This is a genomic window from Bradyrhizobium yuanmingense, from assembly GCF_029167105.1.
Taxonomy (GTDB): domain Bacteria; phylum Pseudomonadota; class Alphaproteobacteria; order Rhizobiales; family Xanthobacteraceae; genus Bradyrhizobium; species Bradyrhizobium yuanmingense_A.
Genome location: NZ_JARFML010000004.1, coordinates 128400 through 149198, shown reverse-complemented (window position 1 = coordinate 149198; position 20799 = coordinate 128400). Strand labels below are relative to the sequence as shown.

Annotated in this window: 13 protein-coding genes; 5 read left to right on the top strand and 8 right to left on the bottom strand. The window is 64.1% G+C overall.

All coding sequences use genetic code 11. The features are described from left to right. Positions 1–52: 52 nt before the first annotated feature. The 4 genes from P0R31_RS07155 to P0R31_RS07140 all read right to left on the bottom strand — a co-directional run bounded on the left by P0R31_RS07155 (position 53) and on the right by P0R31_RS07140 (position 4518). On the bottom strand, positions 53–835 hold the full coding sequence (locus P0R31_RS07155; RefSeq protein WP_275513451.1) for a sulfite exporter TauE/SafE family protein: 783 nt from the start codon (positions 833–835) through the stop codon (positions 53–55). A gap of 224 nt (positions 836–1059) precedes the next feature. Then, positions 1060–1644 (bottom strand): DUF1254 domain-containing protein, encoded by a 585-nt coding sequence (locus tag P0R31_RS07150; protein WP_275513450.1) that lies wholly within the window; start codon positions 1642–1644, stop codon positions 1060–1062. Further along, positions 1641–2219 (bottom strand): DUF1214 domain-containing protein, encoded by a 579-nt coding sequence (locus P0R31_RS07145; RefSeq protein WP_275513449.1) that lies wholly within the window; start codon positions 2217–2219, stop codon positions 1641–1643. Before P0R31_RS07145 ends, P0R31_RS07150 begins: the two co-directional genes overlap by 4 nt. Positions 2220–2229: 10 nt before the next feature. After that, complete coding sequence (locus tag P0R31_RS07140; RefSeq protein ID WP_275513448.1) at positions 2230–4518, bottom strand: transglycosylase domain-containing protein; 2289 nt, start codon at positions 4516–4518, stop codon at positions 2230–2232. Between the two features lie 292 nt (positions 4519–4810). Between P0R31_RS07140 and P0R31_RS07135 the strand changes: the two genes are divergently transcribed. The 5 genes from P0R31_RS07135 (at position 4811) to P0R31_RS07115 (ending at position 11741) form a co-directional block, all read left to right on the top strand. Further along, positions 4811–5320 carry a YcgN family cysteine cluster protein gene (locus tag P0R31_RS07135; protein ID WP_275513447.1) on the top strand — a complete coding sequence of 170 codons (510 nt, stop codon included), beginning with the start codon at positions 4811–4813 and terminating at the stop codon, positions 5318–5320. A 137-nt stretch (positions 5321–5457) separates the two neighbouring features. Next, positions 5458–6591 (top strand): patatin-like phospholipase family protein, encoded by a 1134-nt coding sequence (locus P0R31_RS07130; protein ID WP_343299303.1) that lies wholly within the window; start codon positions 5458–5460, stop codon positions 6589–6591. Between the two features lie 11 nt (positions 6592–6602). Next, the gene (locus tag P0R31_RS07125; RefSeq protein ID WP_275513446.1) at positions 6603–8624 is read left to right on the top strand and encodes a S8 family peptidase; all 2022 of its coding nucleotides are present in this window, start codon (positions 6603–6605) and stop codon (positions 8622–8624) included. An 11-nt stretch (positions 8625–8635) separates the two neighbouring features. Continuing rightward, positions 8636–9958 (top strand): hypothetical protein, encoded by a 1323-nt coding sequence (locus P0R31_RS07120; protein ID WP_275513445.1) that lies wholly within the window; start codon positions 8636–8638, stop codon positions 9956–9958. Positions 9959–10157: 199 nt separating this feature from the next. After that, positions 10158–11741 (top strand): MDR family MFS transporter, encoded by a 1584-nt coding sequence (locus P0R31_RS07115; protein ID WP_157282463.1) that lies wholly within the window; start codon positions 10158–10160, stop codon positions 11739–11741. Between the two features lies 1 nt (position 11742). On the opposite strand, the gene P0R31_RS07110 is transcribed toward P0R31_RS07115, so the two are convergent. From P0R31_RS07110 to P0R31_RS07095, 4 genes are all read right to left on the bottom strand, one after another. After that, positions 11743–13392, bottom strand: a complete 1650-nt coding sequence (locus P0R31_RS07110; RefSeq protein WP_275513615.1) for an alpha/beta hydrolase — start codon at positions 13390–13392, stop codon at positions 11743–11745. An 83-nt stretch (positions 13393–13475) separates the two neighbouring features. Further along, entirely contained in the window at positions 13476–15968 is a 2493-nt protein-coding gene (locus P0R31_RS07105; RefSeq protein ID WP_275513444.1) for a GAF domain-containing sensor histidine kinase, read from the bottom strand. Positions 15969–16072: 104 nt separating this feature from the next. After that, on the bottom strand, positions 16073–17707 hold the full coding sequence (locus tag P0R31_RS07100) for a thiamine pyrophosphate-requiring protein (RefSeq protein ID WP_275513443.1): 1635 nt from the start codon (positions 17705–17707) through the stop codon (positions 16073–16075). 108 nt (positions 17708–17815) lie between these two features. Continuing rightward, positions 17816–20653 carry an ATP-binding protein gene (locus tag P0R31_RS07095; protein ID WP_275513442.1) on the bottom strand — a complete coding sequence of 946 codons (2838 nt, stop codon included), beginning with the start codon at positions 20651–20653 and terminating at the stop codon, positions 17816–17818. Between the last annotated feature and the right edge of the window lie 146 nt (positions 20654–20799).

Sequence of the window (20799 nt, the reverse complement as noted above, 5' to 3'; positions counted from 1 at the left end):
CTGCGAACCGATCGAGGGCGCCTCGCCGGTCGCGGCATTGATTCGAACAAGCCTACTCATGCCGCCAGATTCTCACTGCCGAAATGACCAGGATCACAGCCAATCCCGGCAGAAGAATCGAATTCGGGACGACGCCGAGAAGCAGACCGCCTATGAATGTGCCGGCGATGGATCCGATGGCCATCGCAAGCATGAACTGCCAATTGGCGCGGAGCACGGAAAAGCTCTGGTCGCGACTATAGCGCGCAAATCCCACCAGCATGGTCGGCAGGCTCACTGCGAGTGAGAGGCTGCCCGCGAGCTTCACGTCCGCGCCGAACAACAAGATCAGGGTGGGGATCAGGAATTCCCCTCCGGCAACGCCGAGCAACGATGCCACGATCCCGATCGCAAAGCCCGCTGCTATGCCCGCGACGATCAGGCTCACGCCTGTCAGCGTCGGTGCGGTTGCCGCATCGTTGTCGTGTGCGAACAGAAGCATGCCGGCGATCAGGAGCAGCAGGGCCGCAATGATCTTGTAGAGCGTCCCGGACTCCAGGCGCGTCGCCCAGGATGCCCCGGCATAGGCGCCGACGAGGCTGCCCGCCAGCAGGTTCAGGATGATCGGCCAATGGACATGTATCTCCGCGAACGGAACGGCGCGCGCGCGAAACGGCAGTGCACTCGCCACCACGATGAGGCTCGTCGCCTTGTTCAGAATCACGGCCTCGAGGCCGCGAAATCCGAACAAGCCGATGAGCAGGGGCAGCCGGAATTCTGCACCACCGAGACCGATCAAGCCGCCCAGAGTGCCGATGATTGCGCCGGAGCCGAACGCGGCAGGATTGTTTCGCATGGACACGACGCAAAGATGCGCGAAAGACAACACCCGCGACGGACGGCTCCGTGCGGGTGTGACGAACTCTCGATGATGCCAGTATGCCCCTGTTTTGCCCGACGAGTCAAAGGTAAGCACGGGTCCCCGGCGGTATCGTTGCGGTCGGCGGAAGAGCGTAATGATTTCAACGCCCCGCTACTTTGCATGGGGTTGTTTTCGCACTTTTTGTTTGGCGGCCGCGCTCACCGCCGGCCGCGCGGCGCCTCGGCCTTGGCCGGCGGCTCGGTTTGCGGGGCGCAGGTCGCGGCCTGAAGCGAGGCTTGCGCCTGCTGCATCAGGCCGGGCTCGGGGGCGAGCGCCTTCATCAGGATCAGACCGGTCGTGGTCGGGGAATCGATGATGAGGCGGTCGGCCGCGGTGACCTCTTCGTCCTCCGGCAGCTCGCTATGCTGCGCTTCCGTCATCAGATCGAGCTCGATCACCTTGCGGCCCGCGGAGCGGTCGTTGATGGCGTAATAGGCGATCTCGTTGCGGGTGTAGAACGACACCGAGGTGTAGGCCTGGCTCACCGGCACGGTGAGCTTGATCGGCCCGCCAGACAGATCATAACGACAGATCGCCAGCGCGAAGGCCGGATCCATGAACGGCATCGGCGAATTGTTGGGATCGGCGAGGGGAAGCTGGGTGACGGCGTTCACCTTCGTCATCGGCGTCAGCCGCGAATAGGCATCCTGCGTGGCAATCCGCGGCAGCGCCAACACGCTGACAAGATGGACCACGAGGCCAAGCACCACGCCGGCGACGATGGTGAAGACGAGCCGGATCATGAGCAGCCCACCGTGGTGATGCTCGGCATCGGCGCATCGCGCTGGGTGCGCGTTCCAACGCCGACCGGGGTGTCGTAGAGACGCAGCATCAAGGCGTAGCGCTCGATGCCGCCGGTCGGCAGCCAGTTGCCGGCGCGCGAGCGCGAGGCGATCCGGATCTCGAACGAGCCGTCGGAGGCGCGCACGATCTCCTGGCTGGTGAAGCCGTAGCGGGCAAGCGAATTGGCGACGAGATGGCCCTTGCGGTCGTAGAGCGTCAGCGTCCAGAACCGCGCCGGCGGCGTCACGCCGGAGACGACCACGTCGCAGCGGCCGTCGAGCGCCTTCTTCCTGTCGTCGGTAGTGGCGGTGAAGGCGACCCCGTCGCCGGTGCCGATCGGCAGCTCGCCGTTGCGGACGATGGTGGCGCGCGAATAGGGATCGACGTCGGCGGTGCCGGTGCGCGGCCGTGCGGTCCAGGGGCCGATGGTCAGCGCGCCGATCTCGGTGCCGCGCGTCGTGGTCATCCACGTCGCGCCGACGCCGACGACCGTCGCGAGAAGAAGCGCCGTCAATGTGGTCAGGATCAGCCGCACTTGCTTTCGATCAGTTCTTGCGCGGGGCGGAAACGTTGGCGCTGTCTTCCGCATAGTTCTGCGGGAAGGCGAGCGCGCTCGTCGACGAGGACGGCCTTGCCGCCTTGCTGTCATTCGCCGTCGATTTGTTCGAGGCCTTTGCCGCATCATCCAGCAGCTTCTCGACCCGCACCAGGATGTCCGCGCCGCGCTTGGTCAGCACCGGCGGCGGACCGGGCTTGGTCTCCAGCACCTTCGGCGCCGCGTTGGCCTGCGCGTTGCTCACATGCTGCGGCGGCAGCTTCTGGCCCATGCCGATGCCGGGGATCTCCCGGACCTCCACGCCCTGATGCGCGACGAGCATGATGTCGTGCCAGGTCTGCGCCGGCAGCGAGCCGCCGGTCATGCGGTTGGTCGGCGAGTAATCGTCGTTGCCGTACCACACCGCGCAGGTGAAATTGCCGGTGAAGCCGACGAACCAGGCGTCGCGATAGGCATTGGTCGTGCCGGTCTTGCCCGCGGTCGGAATGCCGTCCAGCGCGGCGCGCCGTGCGGTGCCTTCGCTGACGACGTGGCTCATCATGCCGGACATGTCGGCGGCGACGGAGGCGGGGATCGCCTGCCGCGGCTTCGGCCCGTCGCGGTCCCAGCGCCAGACCAGATCGCCGGCGCCGGTGCGCACCTCCAGCACCGCATGCGGCGTTACCGCCCTGCCGCGGTTGGGGAAGGTCGCGTAGGCGACCGCGTGCTCGAGCACGGTGACTTCGTCCGAGCCGATCGGCAGCGACGGCGTGTCGGGCAGCGGGGCCTTGAGGCCGAAGCGGCGCGCGACCTCGACGATCTTGGCGCGGCCGATCTTGGCCGGGTTCGGCGCCTTCGGCTGTTCCCGCCGGCCGATCTCGATCGACAGCTTCACCGGCACGACGTTGATCGAGCGGGTGATCGCCTGCGTCAGCGTCACCGAGCCGGAATAGGAATGGCCATAGTTCTGCGGGCACCAATTGCCGATGCAGACCGGACCGTCGACCACGACCGAGTTCGGCGTGTAGCCGCTCAGCAGCGCCGCGGTGTAGACGTAAGGCTTGAACGAGGAGCCGGGCTGGCGATAGGCGTCGGTGGCGCGGTTGAATTGGCTGGCGCCATAGTCGCGGCCACCGACCATGGCGCGGATGCCGCCGTCGAGATCGGCGACGACGGTCGCCGCCTGCGTTGCGTGATAGTCGCGGCCGAACTGGCGCAGCTGGTTCTCGACAGCGGCCTCCGCCGCCTTCTGCAAGTTGGCGTCGATGGCGGTGCGGACCACGAAGACGCGCTCGGTGTAGGACTTCGGGAAGGTGTCGACCAGCTTGCGCATCTCGTCGAAGGCATAGTCGAGAAAATAGTTCGGCGAGGCCTCGTCGCGGCGGTCGACCGCGAAGGCGGGGTTGCGGCGGGCGCCGAACACCTGGCCTTCGGTCATGAACCCGGCGTCGACGAGGTTGTCCAGCACGACGTTGGCGCGCGCGCGGGCGGCGGGCAGGTTGATGTGCGGGGCGTACTTGGTCGGCGCCTTGAACAGGCCGGCGAGCATCGCCGCTTCCGCCAGCGTCACGTCGCGCGCGGACTTGTTGAAGTAGAAATGCGCGGCGCCGTCGACGCCGAAGGTGCCGCCGCCCATATAGGCGCGGTCGAGATAGAGCTTGAGGATCTCGTTCTTGGTCAGGCGCCATTCCAGCCAGATCGCGAGGAAGGCCTCGTTGACCTTGCGCTCGATGGTGCGCTCGTTGCTCAGGAACAGGTTCTTGGCGAGCTGCTGGGTGATCGAGGAGCCGCCCTGGCGCACGCCGCCGGCTTGCGCGTTGGTGACGAGCGCGCGCGCGGTGCCGGCGATGTCGATGCCGAAATGCTCGTAGAAGCGGCGGTCCTCGGTCGCCAGCGTCGCCTTGATCAGCACGTCCGGAAAGTCTTCCAGCGGAATCGAGTCGTTGTGCTTGATGCCGCGGCTGCCGATCGGGTTGCCGTAGCGGTCGAGGAAGCTCACCGCGAGATCGGACTTCTTCAGCCAGTCCTCGTCCGCGGTCTCGCGGAAGGCGGGAATGGCGAGGGCGAGCATCACGACGAGGCCGCCGAGCCCGAGGGTTGCGGCCTCCGACAGCGGCTCGATGAACACCCAGCGCTTCCACCGCCCGACATAGAAGCGGTCCATGAAGGTCGAGTAGCGCTCGTAGAGCTCGCGGATGCCCTTGGCCGACGAGAACAGCGAGGAGTCGATGCGCGCATCGAGATCCAGGAAGAAATTCCGGATCCTCTGCTTCCAATGCGGTGGTATGATCTGGCGCACCTAGAACCCTTGCGGCTTGCTTCGAAAGCGTTCAAGCACCCGGCCGGGGCGGCATCGAGACGTCTTGCGGGTATGTTGCGGCAAACCCAAGGCGCCCGGCCAGCATCCGAGGGACTTGCTGTTCCTTCTAGCCGAGCGGGGCTCATAAACCAATGGCCACGCTCGCTATTTTGAACAACAGGCCTAATTGACCCCGGTTCATTACGGGCCTCAAAGGAGCCTCGCTTGCAACCCTGCCGCCGCGCGCCCTAGATGGCGTTGCCGTAGCTCTTTCGAACTGTTGTTGAGGCGCATGACCGCAGCTCCCAAACGATCTCAAGGCCAGGAAGGATTCTTCTGGAAAACCAAGACGTTGGAACAGATGTCGGAGCGCGAGTGGGAAAGCCTGTGCGACGGCTGCGGCCGCTGCTGCCTGAACAAGCTCGAGGACGAGGACACCGGGCAGATCTACTTCACCCATATCGGCTGCAAGCTGCTCGATGGGACGAGCTGCGCCTGCAAGGACTATCCGAATCGCTCCGACAAAGTTCCGGACTGCGTTCGCCTGACCCCGGCCAATGTCCGCACCCTGAACTGGCTGCCGCCGAGCTGCGGGTACAAGCTCGTCGCCGAAGGGCGCGACCTCTATTGGTGGCATCCGCTGGTTTCGGGTGACCCCAACACCGTGCACGAAGCCGGCGTCTCCGTGCGCGGCCGCGTCGAGGGCAGCGAGGAGGAGATCCCGGACGAGGAGCTCGAGGACCACATCGTGCAATGGCCTGCGACCTTGCCGAAGCGAGCCCGCCTGAAGAAACGACCTTGAACAGCTGTGCGCAGCGGTCGCATGCAGATGCGCTTCACATTCAGGGGTTGAGGTGCTAAGCTGGTTGTAGATTTTGCTTTGGCTATATTTAAGTTGTTTTGAATTGCTGAAGGTACCCTAGGATTTTTGGGGGCCCCATGATTACCGATCCGGTTCACCCGATACCGACCGACGACGAGAACAAGCCGCTGGAACCAACCACTGCGCTCTGCCTTTCCGGCGGAGGATATCGCGCGATGGTGTTTCATGTCGGCGTCCTGTGGCGCCTATATGAAGCAGGACTGCTGAAGAACGTCAGGCGCATATCGAGCGTTTCCGGCGGGTCGATCACTGCCGGCATGTTGGCGCTGGCGTGGCCGGGCCTCAGCTTCACACCCGACAGCGTCGACAGCGATTTCATTCCGAAATTCGTCGCGCCGTTGCGCGCCTTCGCCGGCATCACAATCGATGCCGAGTCGGTCATCCTGGGCGCGCTGTTACCAGGCAGCATCGGCGACCGGATCGCCGACGCGTATGACGATCACCTGTTTCACGGCAAGACTCTGCAGGATATGCCTGACGAGCCGCGCTTCGTGATCAATGCGACGAACGTGCAGTCAGGCGCGCTCTGGCGCTTCATGAAGCCCTATATGCGCGACTACCGCGTCGGCGAGGTGAAGAAGCCAGAAATTCTGCTGGCGCAAGCCGTGGCGGCGTCCTCCGCTTTTCCTCCGGTCCTCTCTCCCTTCGAATTGCGCCTCAAGGACAGCGATTTCGTGCCCGGTACCGGGCTCGACCTGCAGCGGCCTCCATTTACAACGCGCGTCGTTCTCAGCGATGGCGGCGTCTACGACAATCTCGGCCTTGAGACCGCATGGAAGCGCCACCAGACGGTTCTGGTCAGCGATGCCGGCGGCAAGATCGAGGCTGAGGAGGAGCCGGAGACGGATTGGCCGCGGCATTCCTACCGGGTCCTCAATCTGATCGACAATCAGGTGCGTTCGCTCCGCAAGCGCCAGGTCATCGACTCCTTCAAATCGGGAACGCGCAAGGGCGCCTATTGGGGCATCCGCACCGACATCGCGAATTACGGGCTGGCCGATGCTCTGCCGTGTCCTTTCGAGCGTACATTGCAACTTGCGGAGGTGCCGACACGTCTGAAACGGTTGGACGCGACGACGCAGGAAAGACTGATCAACTGGGGCTACGCCGTGTGTGATGCAGCCCTGCGCAAGCATCTCGCGGCGGTCGGGCCCGCGCCTGCCTTTCCCTATCCGCAGTCTGGTGTCTGAGGAAGACGACAATGGCGGACGACAAGGGGCGTAAGCGGCGTGCAAAACCGCAAAGCGGCACACCCAAGAGCCGCGGGCCGACTTGGCCGGTCTCGGCCGACGGAAGACCCAAGCAGTTCTCTATTCCGCCCGAAGTGGTCGAACATATCCTCCTGGGTCCCCGCGACGACAGGCGCGTGCTGCAGGACTCGCCGCTGCTCGGCGATGTCTGGGCGGCTTACGCTCTCGATCCGGGCATCGCCCAGGACGTTCTGATTACGCCGCACAAGAATGCGACCGCGGTGAGCGTTGCCCGTACCATCGCAGGCGCGCTGAAGGTGCCGGTCGAATCTGCGCCGCCTGGCCGGCCTCCAACAAAGGCCAAGGTCGCCTATTTGCAGGGGCTGGTCGGTGCGCGACTCTATTTCGACCAGGTGCTGCGCATCCTGGTGCCGCGGACACAATGGTGGCGCGAGCCGAAGGTGGCCGAAAGGATCGAAGGCGTAGATGCCGGCGATAATCAGGGGACGATCAAAAAGCTGCTCCAGCAAGGGCCGAAGAGATCCAACGCGCCGCGCGAACGCACATTGGACAATGCCACGTCGCTCCAAAGGTATATCGCGCTCGCCGGATTGATCTATTGGATTTGCAAGCTGGAACGTCCCGTCGGTTGGGACGAACCACTGGAGCCACTGACCTTTGAGCAGGCATTGGAACGATACCGGGACTATGCTGACGAGATTCTCTCCGGCATGTTCGCACTTTATGAGGTAGTCAAAGCGGACGAGAATGCTCGGCAGCAAAACGACGGCGTCGATACCAGGAGCGAGCCGGCGGAAGAGAGATCAGCTTGTATTTTCCAGGTATCGCTCAACCGATCGGCTGTTCCCGCGCTCGATCGGTCGGTGCCAGCGGTCAAGGCCGACGCTGCGAGGTCGCTGTTCAACGTCCAGTGCAAGAATATCGTTTGGGCAGTTCTGGATTCCGGTATTCAGAACAATCACGACGCGTTCATGACGTCCGGCGAGAAGCCGACGTCGCGTGTCAGGAAAATCTTCGACTTCACGAATATTCGCGAGATCGTTAGCAGTGAGACGGGTGACGTCGATGCTCAAACCCGCGAGAAGCTGATCCGAGCGTCCGGGCTTCCTGAAGCCGAGGTGGACGTCAGCCTCGAGAAGATTGCCGAAGACTTCGAGAAGGAGCGCCCCATCAACTGGGCGACCGTCGAAAGGCTAATCACGGTCAAGAGGCCGGATCCAAACGACAAGTCTGAAAAGTTGCCCAGTTCGCACGGGACCCACGTTGCCGGAATCATCGGAGCGGACCAGAAGGACGGCAAATACGCTGGCGGCATGTGCCCGGACATCGGACTCTACGATTTCCGCGTGCTGGGTGCGAGCCTGGAGGAGACCGAGTTCGCCGTTATCGCTGCCATGCAATACATCCGTTACGTCAACGAGCGGCACAACTACATCACGATTCACGGCGCGAATCTCAGTCTCTCAATTCCGCACAACGTGCGCAATTTTGCATGTGGGCGGACGCCGATTTGCAACGAATGCGAACGTTTGGTCGAAAGCGGAGTGGTCGTCGTGGCCGCAGCAGGCAATCGCGGCTTTCAGAAATTCGAAACGAAGGACGGTCCGTTCGAAAATTACGCCGCTTTCAGTATCACTGATCCAGGAAACGCCGACGGCGTCATCACGGTTGGATCGACCCACGGGAATTGGCCGCATACATATGGAATCAGCTTCTTCTCGAGCCGCGGTCCAACCGGCGATGGCCGCGCGAAGCCGGATCTCGTCGCGCCCGGTGAGCGAATTCTATCGACCGTTCCGAATGATGATTGGGCTCCGGAATCGGGCACCAGCATGGCGGCTCCTATGGTCAGTGGAGCCGCGGCGATGCTGCTCGCCCGATACGAAGAGCTGATCGGGCAGCCGCGTCGGGTCAAACGCATCCTGTGCGAGAGCGCGACGGATCTTGGCCGCGAGCGCAGCTTTCAGGGGCACGGCATGCTCGACGTGTTGCGGGCTCTTCAATCGATCTGAGGAGGAATGCGATGCATTTTAGCCTTGACGTCTTGCGTGCCCGCAAGGGCGATTGCCTGATCCTTCATTTCGGAACAGCTGACGATCCGCATCTGATGCTGATCGATGGAGGACCTGCCAAGGTCTATAAGCCACATCTGGCGCCGAGAATCGCGCAGATTCACCGTTCGCGCGAATTGGAGCCGAATGATCCCTTGCCGATAGACGTTGTGATGATCAGTCACATCGACGACGATCACATCAGGGGCATTCTCGAACTAACGGCGGATCAGCTGGGCAACAGTCCCGATCTCCGTCTCAAGGTCGCCAGCCTGTGGCACAACAGCTTTGACGATCTGCTTACGACTGCGCCTGAAGAATTGTTGTCCGGATTTGGGCCGGCGTCATTCGAGGCAGGCACTGCGCGCAGGCCGGATTTTGACGCAATCGAGCCCGACGAAGAATCCGACGAGGAAGAGGTGCATCAGACGGTGGATGTTCTCGCCGGCATTTCGCAAGGCCGTCAATTGCGTGATGATCGCGAAGTGTTGCAACGGCGCTCGCCGGCGCGTCGGCAATGGAAACTGAACCACAAATTCGACGGCGAGCTGATCCTCGCGACGAAGGATACGGAAGCGGTGACGTTGGATGGCGGTCTCAAGATGACCGTGGCCGGACCGATGCAGCCGGAATTGCTGGCCCTTCAGGAGGCCCATGACAAATGGCTGAGGGAGCAAAAGCAGGGGAAGAAAAGCCCGGAAGCAATGCTGGCGGCATTCGTCGACAAGTCGGTGCCCAATCTCTCCAGTATCGTCGTTCTGGCTGAAATGGGCGGCAAGAGCATGCTGCTGACCGGCGACGCGCGTGGCGACAAGGTCTTGGAGGGACTTGAGCTGGCCGGGTTGCTGGCGCCCGGAAAGACGCGCCCCGTCAATCTTCTCAAGGTTCCGCATCACGGCAGCTCCAACAATCTGGAGAAGGTCTTTTTCGAGCGCCTGCCTGCCGACCACTACGTCTTCTCGGGTGATGGCGAACACGGCAATCCGGAACGTGAGACCCTGGAAATGCTGCTGGAAGCACGGGGCGTCGATGCCGAATACACGATCCACCTAACTTACCCGATTGACGAGATCGATATCGAGCGCCAAGCCGATTGGGAAAAGGAGCAGGCCAAGGAGAAGGCTCGCAAGAAGAAGAACCCGGCGACCAAGAAGCCGGTTCGAGAAAATTGGTCGCCGGAAAAGCACAGCCTCGGCGCTCTGTTCCAAAGCAATCCCAAGTTCGGCAAGAAAGTGATCATCGTTGATCCCGGCAAACCGCATCTGATCAATTTGCTGGACCCCATCGAGCTTTAGTGGGCTTAGGGGCGCTCAGGCTTCAAACAGGACCTCAATACGGCGCCGCTTCGCCTGTCGATCACGGAGCCGCGAGGATGCGTCGGCGGGATGCACCCATGCGCGGCGGAGCCTGCCTGGGAAGAAATTTCCCCTCTACATTAGGCTCCATAGAACGAATCCTTCGCGGTGTTGCACCGCGTCACGACGCCCGATCGAGATGAACAAGTTCGACCGGCAGAGCGATTCTGCCGACATCCAGGCCTTGCCCGACGATATTGCCGAAGAGCTGTCCCGCCTGCCGAGCGAGGTCATCAGCGTCGACGACGCGCCCTCGATCGCCCCGCCGGTACCGCTGAGCTCCGACGAGGTCCGCACCATCGTCATCAGCCTGATGGTGACGATGTTCCTGGCCGCGCTCGACCAGACCATCGTGGCGACGGCGCTGCCGACCATCGGACGCCAGTTCCAGGACGTCTCCAATCTGTCCTGGGTGATCACCGCCTATCTGCTCGCCTCGACCGCGGTCGCGCCGGTGTTCGGCACGCTCAGCGACATCTACGGCCGCCGCGTCATGATCATCATCTCGCTCAGCCTGTTCGTCGCGGGCTCGGTGCTGTGCGCGATCGCGCCGAACATGCCGATGCTGATCCTGGCACGCGGGCTTCAGGGCCTCGGCGGCGGCGGCATTATGCCGGTGGTGCAGACCGTGATCTCCGACGTGGTGAGCCCGCGCGAGCGCGGGCAGTACCAGGCCTATTTCTCCAGCGTCTGGATGGTCGGCGGCATCCTCGGCCCGGTCATCGGCGGCGTGTTCGCCGAGCATCTGCACTGGTCGATGATCTTCTGGATCAACCTGCCGCTTGCGGCCGCAGCGCTCGCATTGCTGCTGCCGAAGATGAAGAAGATCCCGGTGTTCCACCGCAAGCGCAAGGTCGACTGGCTCGGCGGCGTCTTGCTGATGGCGTCCGCCGTGGTCTTCATGCTGGTGCTGACCTGGGGCGGCACGCGCTATCCCTGGCTGTCGCCGACCGTGCTGGCGATGGTGGGCGGTGCCGTTGCGCTCGCGGTGACCTTCGTATGGCATGCCCGGCGGGCCGACGAGCCGTTCTTGCCGCTGCCCTTGCTGACGGGATCGGTGGCGCCGTTCGCACTGACCGCGGGCGGCTGCGGCCTCGGGGCGATCACCGGCCTCACCGTGCAGCTGCCGCTCTATTACGAGCAGGTCTATCATCTCACCGCCAGCGAGGCGGGGCTTGCGCTGATCCCGCTCGCGGCGGTCTCGACCGTCGGCGCGGCCGTCGCCGGCCGCACCATGGCTCGCGCAAAACACTACAAGCGCGTCGCCATCATCGGCACGTCATGGGCCGCGTTGTGCGGTCTCGCCCTCACGGTCACCACCTTGCCGCTCTGGGGTCTGCTGCTGCTGATGGCCGCGTTCGCGCTGGGACTCGGCACGACTTTTCCGGTATGCGTGGTCTCGCTGCAGAATTCGGTGGCGCGTCCGCAAGTCGGCACCATCACCGGCGCGATGAACTTCTTCCGCTCGCTGATGTCCTCGTTCACGGTCGCAGCCTTCGCCGCGATCCTGCTCATCGCGCTCGGCACCGACATCCCGCTCGCCGGCGAGCATCACGCCGCGGGCGCCGTCGCGATCCCCGCCGACGACATGCGGCACGCCTTCCGCTACGTGTTCGGCGCCGCCACCGCGCTGATGACGATTGCTGCGCTGTGCCTGATCGCGATGGAGGAGCGGCCGCTGGCCGGACCCTCGGCCAAGCAGCCCGTGGAGATGGCCGAGTAGGCTAGCCGCCTCGATCGGCGTAAGGCTCGTTTGGGACATTGCCCTCGGCGGCCTTTCGCGCCGCCGCTGCAAGATGGGTCTTGAGCTGCGCCAGCGCGTCGGCGGACCAATCATGGACATCGGTGACGGCGACCCAGGCATCGACGTAATGTTCGGGCGCGTAGACATGGCCAAAGCCCATCGGGGTATTGGTCGCGACTGCCATGTCGAGGGCGAGCTGCAGCATCGTCACGACTGGATACCATCGCAGCTCCGGTGACACATCCGGCCCGCGCGGCGCCGTCATCCAGTCAGGGGCCCGATAGGCGTCGCGATAGGCGAAGAAGGTGATCGCGTCGCTCGCATATTGCAGATAGACGATGCGCATCGGACCCCAGGGCGCATCTGCCGGCACCGTCGGTCCATTCTGGTTCATGAAGCGCACGAAGCGGCCGTCGCGGAATTCCGGCAGCCAGGCCGGCGTGCCCGGATTGCGGTTTGCCGTGATCGAGCGCCAGATGCGACTTTCGAACGGCGCGCCGCTCAAAAGTGCGCCCGCAATCGGATCGCCGATCATCTCAAACAGCTCTGCGGATTTTTCCGAGTTCATCGCGCCGAGGCTCAGTCCGTGCAGGTACAGCTTCGGCCGCCGGTTCTTCGGCAGCGTCGTCCAGTAGCCGTAAATTTCCGAAAACAGGGCGCGCGCCGCTTCTGCACCGGATTCGGGCTGAAACAGCAGCGTCAGCGGACTGTTGAGATAGGAATACTGCATCGCGACACTGGCGACGTCGCCATGGTGGAGATATTCGACGGTGTCCATCGCGGCAGGGTCGATCCAGCCGGTTCCGGTCGGCGTAACGACGATGAGTGTGTCGCAATCAAACCCGTGCTGCCGCTTGAGCTCGTCGAGCGCAAGCCTGGCGCGCGCTTGCGCCGTCTCGGCGCCGCCAAGGCCGACATAGACCCGCACGGGCTCCCGCGCGGGTCTTCCTGTAACGGCGCTGATCTCAGTTGCGGTCGGCCCCGAGGCGATAAATCTGCGCCCCATGCGTCCAAGCTGCGTCCACTTCACCAGCGAGGCGGCACTTCCCGTTCGTTCGGGCGCGGTCGGCTGCGGCCGCTCGGGCTCAAGCAAGGCGTCGACTTCGCGAAAGGACAAATCGAGCGCGTTGAACGCCGTGCGGATCAGGACATTGCTGGCGATCGACCAGAACAACAGGCCCGCGGCGAGCACGCCGATGACGTTCGCGATCCTCCGCGGAATGACGCGTCTCGCACGCGCGGCGATGAGGCGCACGGCAAGCGCGAACAGCCGCGCCAGCACCAGCAGCACGACGAACGTCATCACGGCGATGGCGCAGACCTTGAGCGGATGGGCGGTCTCGACTGGCGCCATCTTCATCACGGTGCGGATCGAGTTCTGCCATCCGGCTGCCCGCCACAGAAAAACAATGACGACGAGCAGGCAGGCGGCCGCCACCAGCGCGTTTGCGGTCGATCTCAGGCGCGCCGGCGGCTCGGGCAATTCCAGATAGTGCCACAGCCAGCGCCAGACGTTGCCGGCGAGATAGCCGATCCCGAAGCAGGCGCCGGCGATGGCGCCCTGCGTGAGATAGCTCCGCGGGATCAGCGTCGGCGTCAGCGCGGCTGCGAAGAACAGGGCACCGAGCATGAGGCCGACGCCGGAGAACGACAGCAATTGCCGCCGAATGAGCCACGCCAGTTTGCCGAAAGCACCCACCGCGCGATTCAACCTCAGCTATTGTCTGACAGACCACTCTTGCGCGGCAGCACGATCGTGAATTCAGTAAACTTGCCCGGCTCGGTCGCGACGTCGATCCTGCCGCCGTGCTGCTTCACGACGATGTCGTGGGTCATCGACAGCCCGAGGCCGGTGCCTTCGCCGGCTGGCTTGGTGGTGAAGAACGGATTGAACATCTTCTCCTTCACATCGTCGGCAATGCCGGTGCCGTTGTCGCGGATCGCGATCTCGACGTTATCGCCGCGATCGCGCGTCGCCGCGATCACCGTCGGCTCGTAACCGGCGGCACCGTCGGCCTTGCGCCTGATGACCGCGTGGAAGCCGTTCGAGATCAGGTTCAGGAGCACGCGGGTGATTTCCTGCGGAAACACTTCGGCCTGTCCGGCCGCTGGATCGAGCGCGCGCTTCAGCGTCACGTGGAATCCGGGCTTCTCGGCGCGTGCGCCGTGATAGGCGAGATTCAGGCTCTCCTCGACCAATGCATTGATGTCGCTCAGCCCATGCTCGCCGCCGCCTTCGCGCGAATGCAGCAGCATGTTCTTGACGATGGAATCGGCGCGGCGGCCGTGCTGCACGATCTTGCCGAGGTTGTCCTGCAGAAGCCCCGTCAGCTCGTCGACCTCGCTGCGGACATTCTCGGGGAGCGGGACCGGCGCGAGCACCTCGTTCAGCTCCTCGGTCAGCTCGGCAGACAGCGAGGCGAAATTGTTGACGAAGTTGAGCGGGTTCTTGATCTCGTGCGCGATGCCGGCCGTGAGCTGGCCCAGTGACGCCAGCTTCTCGGTCTGGATCAGGCGGTCCTGCGCGGCGCGGAGATCATCGAGCGATTTGGCGAGCTCGCTGGTGCGGTCCTGAACCTCGTTGAACAGGCGCGTGTTCTCGACCGCGATCACGGCCTGGTCGGCAAAGGTCTTGAGCAGGTTGATGGCCTTGTCCGGGAAATGACCGGGCTCCCGCCGCGTGACGGCGATGGTGCCAAGCGCAAGGCCATCGCGCAGCATCGGCACCACGAGGATGCTGCGGTAACCGCGTGTTCGCGCCAGCTCCTTCATGGCTTCGGTAAGATCAGGCTCGTTCTGCATGTCGCTGCGGAAGGCATACTCGCCGCTGCTCACCACCCGACTGTGAATGCCCGACGAGGACAGCGGCGCCGGAAACGAGCTCAGCAGATCCGCATTGCCGGCCTCATTGTCGGTCGTGAAGGCGGCCAGATGCAGCATCCCGTCGACGACGCGGGTGACGGTGGAGGAGTGCGCTCCGATCAGCGCCTTGGCGCTGTCGGAAATGGCCTGGAACACCGGCGTGACATCGGACGGTGAAGCCGCGATCACCTTGAGAATGTCGGCAGTCGCAGTCTGACGTTCCAGTGCTTCCTTGGTCGCGTTGAACAGGCTGACATTCTTGATCGCGATCACGGCCTGGTCGGCGAAGGTCTGCAGCAGGCGCACATGATGCTCGGCGAAGTTGCCGGTCGCGCGGCGCGTCGCGATGATGATGCCGATGGCTTCGCCTTCGCTCATCAGCGGCGCGAACAGCATGCTGCGATAGCCGCGGGCCCGCGCGATGTCGCGCGCGGCCGGCTCGACCTCGGTGTCGGGCAATTGCGCCGCGGTACCATTGGCCACCAGCTGGTAGGGCGGAAACTGCGCGAACGGCACCGGGAACGAGGCCTGGAGCACGCGATCGCCCGCGGGATCCGTCGGCGTGAATGCCGCAAGGTGCGCGGTGCCATCGACATAACGCAGCACCGCGGTGGAGAAGCCGCCGATCAGCCGGTTGGCGTTGGTTGCGATGGCCTCGAATACCGGCTGCACGTCGGACGGGGAGGCCGCCATCACCTTCAGGATATCGGCCGTCGCGGTCTGGCGTTCCAGCGCCTCCTTCGTCTCGTTGAACAGGCGCGCGTTCTCGATCGCGATCACGGCCTGGTCGGCGAAGGTCTGCAGCAGCTGGACGAGGTCGGGCGCGAATGATCCTGGCTCGGCGCGCGTGACGCTGATCATGCCGACCGGCGCGCCCCGGTTCATCAGCGGCATGAATAGCACACTGCGGAAGCCGCGCAGTCGCGCCAGCTCCCGGTTCAGTTCAGGGACCTCGGCCGCCTCGCTGTCGGGAAACTGGATCGTCTGGCCCTCCCGCACGAGGCCAAAAGTCGGGAAGTCCGCGATCTTGCGTGGGAACGACGCCTTGAGCCCCGCGTCCGCCTCCGGATTGGTCGGCGTGAACGCCACGAGGTGAAGCTCGTCGCCCATGAACTGAAGCACGGTGGCGGAGAAGCCGCCGAGCAGGCGCTTTGCGCTGGCGGCGACCGCCGTAAAGACCGGCCGCGCATCGGACGGCGAGGCCGCGATGGTACGCAGGATCTCGGCGCTGGCGCTCTGGCGATCCCGAGCCGTCGCAAGCTCGGCCCGCAGCTGCGCAATCTCGGCGGCGGCCGACCGCAATCGGCGCTCGAGTTCCTCGATTTCCTGCAAAACGGTCGTCATTCCCGGTCCAGCTTGATGCCGCGGCGTGCGCGGCACCGGGCCGGATTATCACAACTTCTGCGGCCGGAGCCAGCGCTCGCAGTCATGCTCTGCACCGGCCCCGATCATGTGCCCGGCCGCGACACCTCGGTCTCCTTGGCTGTGATGAACTCCAGCAGCACCGGCACGCCTTCCCTCGTCTTCGCGATGCCGCGCCTGATCGCGGGCACGATGTCCTCCGGCCGCGTCACCCGCTCTCCGTAGCCGCCGAAGGCGCGGGCCATCGCGGCGTAGTCGCCGGAAATGTCGGTCGAGCGATATTTTTCGGTCGAGATCGGCATCACCTTCAGCTCGATCGCCATCGAGAAATTGTTGAGCAGGATCGACATGATCGGGATGCGCTCGCGCACCGCGGTCTCGAAATCCATGCCGGTGAAGCCGATCGCAGCATCGCCCCAGACGTTGATGCAGAGCTTGTCGGGCTTTGCCAGCTTGGCGCCCATCGCAAGACCGAGGCCGTAGCCGAGCTGCGTGGTTTTGCCCCAGCCGAGATAGGTGAGGGGCTCGACCGATCTCCAGAACGGCGAGAGCTGGTCGCGCGGGCTGCCGGCATCGTGGGTGATGATCGTATTCTCGATGTCAACGGTGTGCTGGAGATCCCACAGCACGCGGTAGGGGCTGAGCGGCGCGTCATTGCTGGTCAGCTTAGGCATCCATTTCGCCAGCCATTCCTTGTGCGAGGCTGCGATCTCGGCCGCGACGGCGGATGCATCGCGATCCGCGGTGACGGTCTTGCCGATCTCCTCCAGCAGTGCGTCGAGCACGAGGCCGGCATCGCCGACCAGGCCGATCTTCGCTTCCACATCCTTGTTGAGATGATTGGGATCGAGCGTCGAATGAATGATGGTCTTTCCCTTCGGCATCGCGATGCCGAAATTGGTCTCGGTGAAGGAGCAGCCGATGCCGAAAATGACGTCGGCCTCTGCCAGAAACTTCGGCACCGCGCGCGGCACTGCGAGGCCGCCGGAGCCGAGCGACAGCGGATGCGTCTCCGGAAACGATGATTTCCCGCCCAAGCTGGTGGTGACGGGGATCGCCAGTCGCTCGGCGAGCCGTTTCAGCTGCGGCCAGGCCTGCGCATAGTGTACGCCTTGGCCGGCATAGATCACCGGCCGCTTTGCGTTCACCAGCAGGCTGGCGGCTTCCTTGACGTGAACGGGGTCGGCGCCATAGCGGGTGCGCAGCACCGGCGTGTAGTTCAGCGGCTCCGGCACTTCCTCGTTCCACAGGTCCGAGGGGATCTCGACGATCACCGGCCCGCCGCGGCCGTTCTTCAGCCTGGTGAAGGCGCGGCGGAAGATGTTGGCGACTTCGGTCGCGAGGATGATCGGCTCGGACGATTTCGCGAACGGTTTCATCGCCTCGCTGGAATTGAAGTTCGGCTCGATATGCGCCAGCCTGCGCTGATAGCCCATCGGCAGCACCAACACGGGAACGGATTCGCCAAAGCATTGCGCCACGCCGCCCATCGCATTCTCGGCGCCGGGTCCATGCTGCATGCAGAAGGCGCCGATGCTGCGTCCCGACGTCACCCGCGAGATCGCGTCCGCCATGTGGATGCCGACGCGCTCCTGCCGCACCATCACGGGGCGGATCTCGGCCTTGGCCGCGTGCTCGATCAGATGGTTGACCGGATAGCCGCAGAGGATCTCGATGCCCTCGCGCCTCATGATTTCCGCAATGGCGGTGCCGAGCTTCATGGCGTCTCTCTCCTCAGGCTAAGGCCGGTTGATCCGGCTTGTTGGGAAGAGAGGATCAGGAATTTCCGGAAGCGTAAAGCGCGGGCGGCGAGCGCGGCGGTAGGCCAGCTATGCGTCGCGAGCGTGTATCGGCTCCATCCGGTGATAGTCGCCGCAGCCGCTCGCGGTCGGCCGCAGGCGCTGCAGCAGGCGCTTGGCCGCAAGCAGATCCGGCGTCGCGAAGCCCTCGGTGAACTCGTTATAGATCGGGCAGAGCAGCCGGACAGCCTTGGATCTGCGGCCGGTCGCGATCCAGTGTGCCGCGAGATCGGTCGCGATCCGCAACTGGAACGTCAGCGCGCCTATGGTGCGTGCTTCGGCGAGCGCCTGCTGAAGCCGTTTTTCGGCGCGCAGCGGCTCGCCGGTGTGGAGATGGATCGCGGCGTCAACCCTCTGGAGCTCCGGCCGGCACCAGCGCTCGCCCTGGCGTTCCTGATGCTCGATCGCCCGGGTGATGGCTTGGCGCGCTTCCGCGATCCGCCCTTGCCTCAGATAGGCGCGGGCGAGGACCGCGAGATAGCTGCCGATCCGCATCAGGAACCGGCATTCTATCAGCTCGTCGATCGCGGCCCGAATATCCTCGACCGCGCGTGGATCGCCCCGCAGCTCGCGAAGGCAGGCGGAGAAATAGCGCTCGACCGGAACCCAGCGTGAGATGCGCTCGCGTTCAAGGTTGCGACGCAATCGCTCGGTGTAGCTCGCAAGCCCGTCCAGATTGCCGGTCTCGAGCGCGACGGGAAGTGCGGCGAGCCCAAATGCGTTCGACTGCGACACCCAATGGCCGCTGCGGTCCGCGGCATCGACGGCGTCGCTGGCCAGTCTTGCTGCATAGTCGACTTGCCCTTGCATCCAAGCGACGAAGGGCAGGTTGAAGCGGACGGTGATGAACCGGTAGACTTCGTTTGCGTCCTTGCGCGAACGGCCCTCTGCCAGCGAATAAGTTGCCGCGAGGCGATCGAGAACCGGGCGGCTCTTGCTCAACTCGCCGGCAAAAGCGCGCGCCCAGGCGAGTGCGCGGTCGGCTTCGGACGTTGCCGTGAGGTCGCGGTCGCGGTCGGCAAGCCCCGTCGCTTCCTCGAGATAGGTCGTGGCGCGCGGAACCTCGCCAATCTGCAACAGGTAGAAGCCGAACCCGACCAGCGCCCGCTGCTGATATTCGATGTTGCCGGCCCGCCTTGCAAAGAAGATGGCATCGAGCCAGGCAATCTCGTTCTCATTCGACATTTTGCGGGCGTAGAATAGGCTCCACCCAAGGGCGCAGGCGAGTTTTGTCTTCGACAGATCGTCGCAGGGGACGGTCTTGGCCAATGCGAGCGCAGTTGCCAACCGCGCCTGCGCTTCCGACAAGATCGACGTTTCCGACCACAAGGTGATCGCCGCAACCGTGAGCCTGATTCCGAGCACGGGATCGCCGTGCTCGCCGAAGGCCCATGAAAGAGCGGCGCGCAAGTCGGCGATGCGGCCTAGGTAACGCTGTGTCCAATCGGCCGGCTCGCGCCATTTCCACTCCTCCTCGGACTGTTCGAACAGGGTGAGGACACGTTGCGCATGACGGCGCAGCGCCTGGTCGCAGGCAGGATCGGCCCGGCGCCGCTCGCGCGCGTAGCGGCATGTGCTGTCGAGCAGGCGATAGCGGAGGCTCGCGCCATGTGCCTGCGCGCCCAAAAGCGATTTGGCAACGAGACTGCCGAGGCCGGTGACGACGTCGACCGGCGTGAGACCTGCCGCCTCGGCGACGAAGACCGCGTCCTCAACCTCGAACGCTTCGCTGAACACCGAGAGCAGGCCGAACAGTCTGGCTTCCCGCTGCGACAGCAGCCTGAAGCTCCAGTCGATCGTCGCCATCAGCGTTTCATGGCGCGGCGGCGCACCATCGGCGGCGGGGGCCCGAAAACCCAAATTCTGGTCAAGTAACTCCACCAATTGGCGAGGATTGAACCTGCCGATCTGGGCTGCCGCCAATTCGATCGCCAGCGGGAGGCCGTCGAGCGAGTGGCAGATTGCGGCGATGGCCTCGCAATCATCGTCGACGAATTGGTAGTCCGCCCATTCGGCGGCGCGGCTGACGAACAATTGCACTGCCGGAAACTTGACGGCTTGATCGGCGGCCAGGGCGTGCCCGGGTTTTGGTGAGATCAGGGAGCCGAGCCGGACGACGTGCTCGGTGGCGGTGCCGAGCGGTTCGCGGCTGGTCGCAAGCAGCCTGCACGGCGATGCGTCCGCCATGAACTTGCCGGCGAAGATCGTTGCGGCCGGCAGGACGTGCTCGCAATTGTCCAGAATGACCAGCATCTGCCGCGGTCTCAGATAGTCGATGGCCGCAGCCAGGCTGTTGTCCGGATTGCCCCTGATGCCCAATGCCGTCACCAGTGCGGCGCCGAACAGCGTCGGGTCGGAGATCGTTGCGAGATCGACGAAGCACACGCCGTCGCGGCACTGTGGCGCAAATGACTGGGCGACAGCCAAGGCAACCGTCGTCTTGCCGATTCCTCCCGCGCCAGCCAGAGTCACGTGCCTGTTGCCGGTCAACAGACCCGTGATCTCGTCGATTTCCGCTTCACGACCAACGATGCCGCGCAGCAACGGCGGACTGGACGAGGGGACCGGTTCGGCGAGCGCAAGATCGTCTTCGACCTCGCCGATGCTGATCTGCACCTGCGCGATGAACTTGTATCCGCGGCGCGCCACGGTCGCGATGTATACGGGCTCGATCTGGGTATCTCCCAGCGAACGCCGCAAGCTCCACATGTTGACCTTGAGATTGCTGTCGTGGAGGAAGGTGCCCGGCCAGGCGGCCGCCATCAGCTCGGTCTTGCTGACCAACTCGCCGCAGCGCTGCACCAGCAGCTGCAAAAGTTCGAATGCGCGTCCACCGAGCTTGACGGGGCGCCCTTTGAGAAGGAGCAACTGGCGGCTGGGTATCAGTCGAAATGGGCCGAAGCAGTAGGTGAGCTCCCGCCGGCCTGTGCCCCGATGTCGTGTCTCCGTGGCAGCCCGCATTGATCATTGCCAATCGATCGTACCGATCGACCGGTATTATCATGCACTGCAAT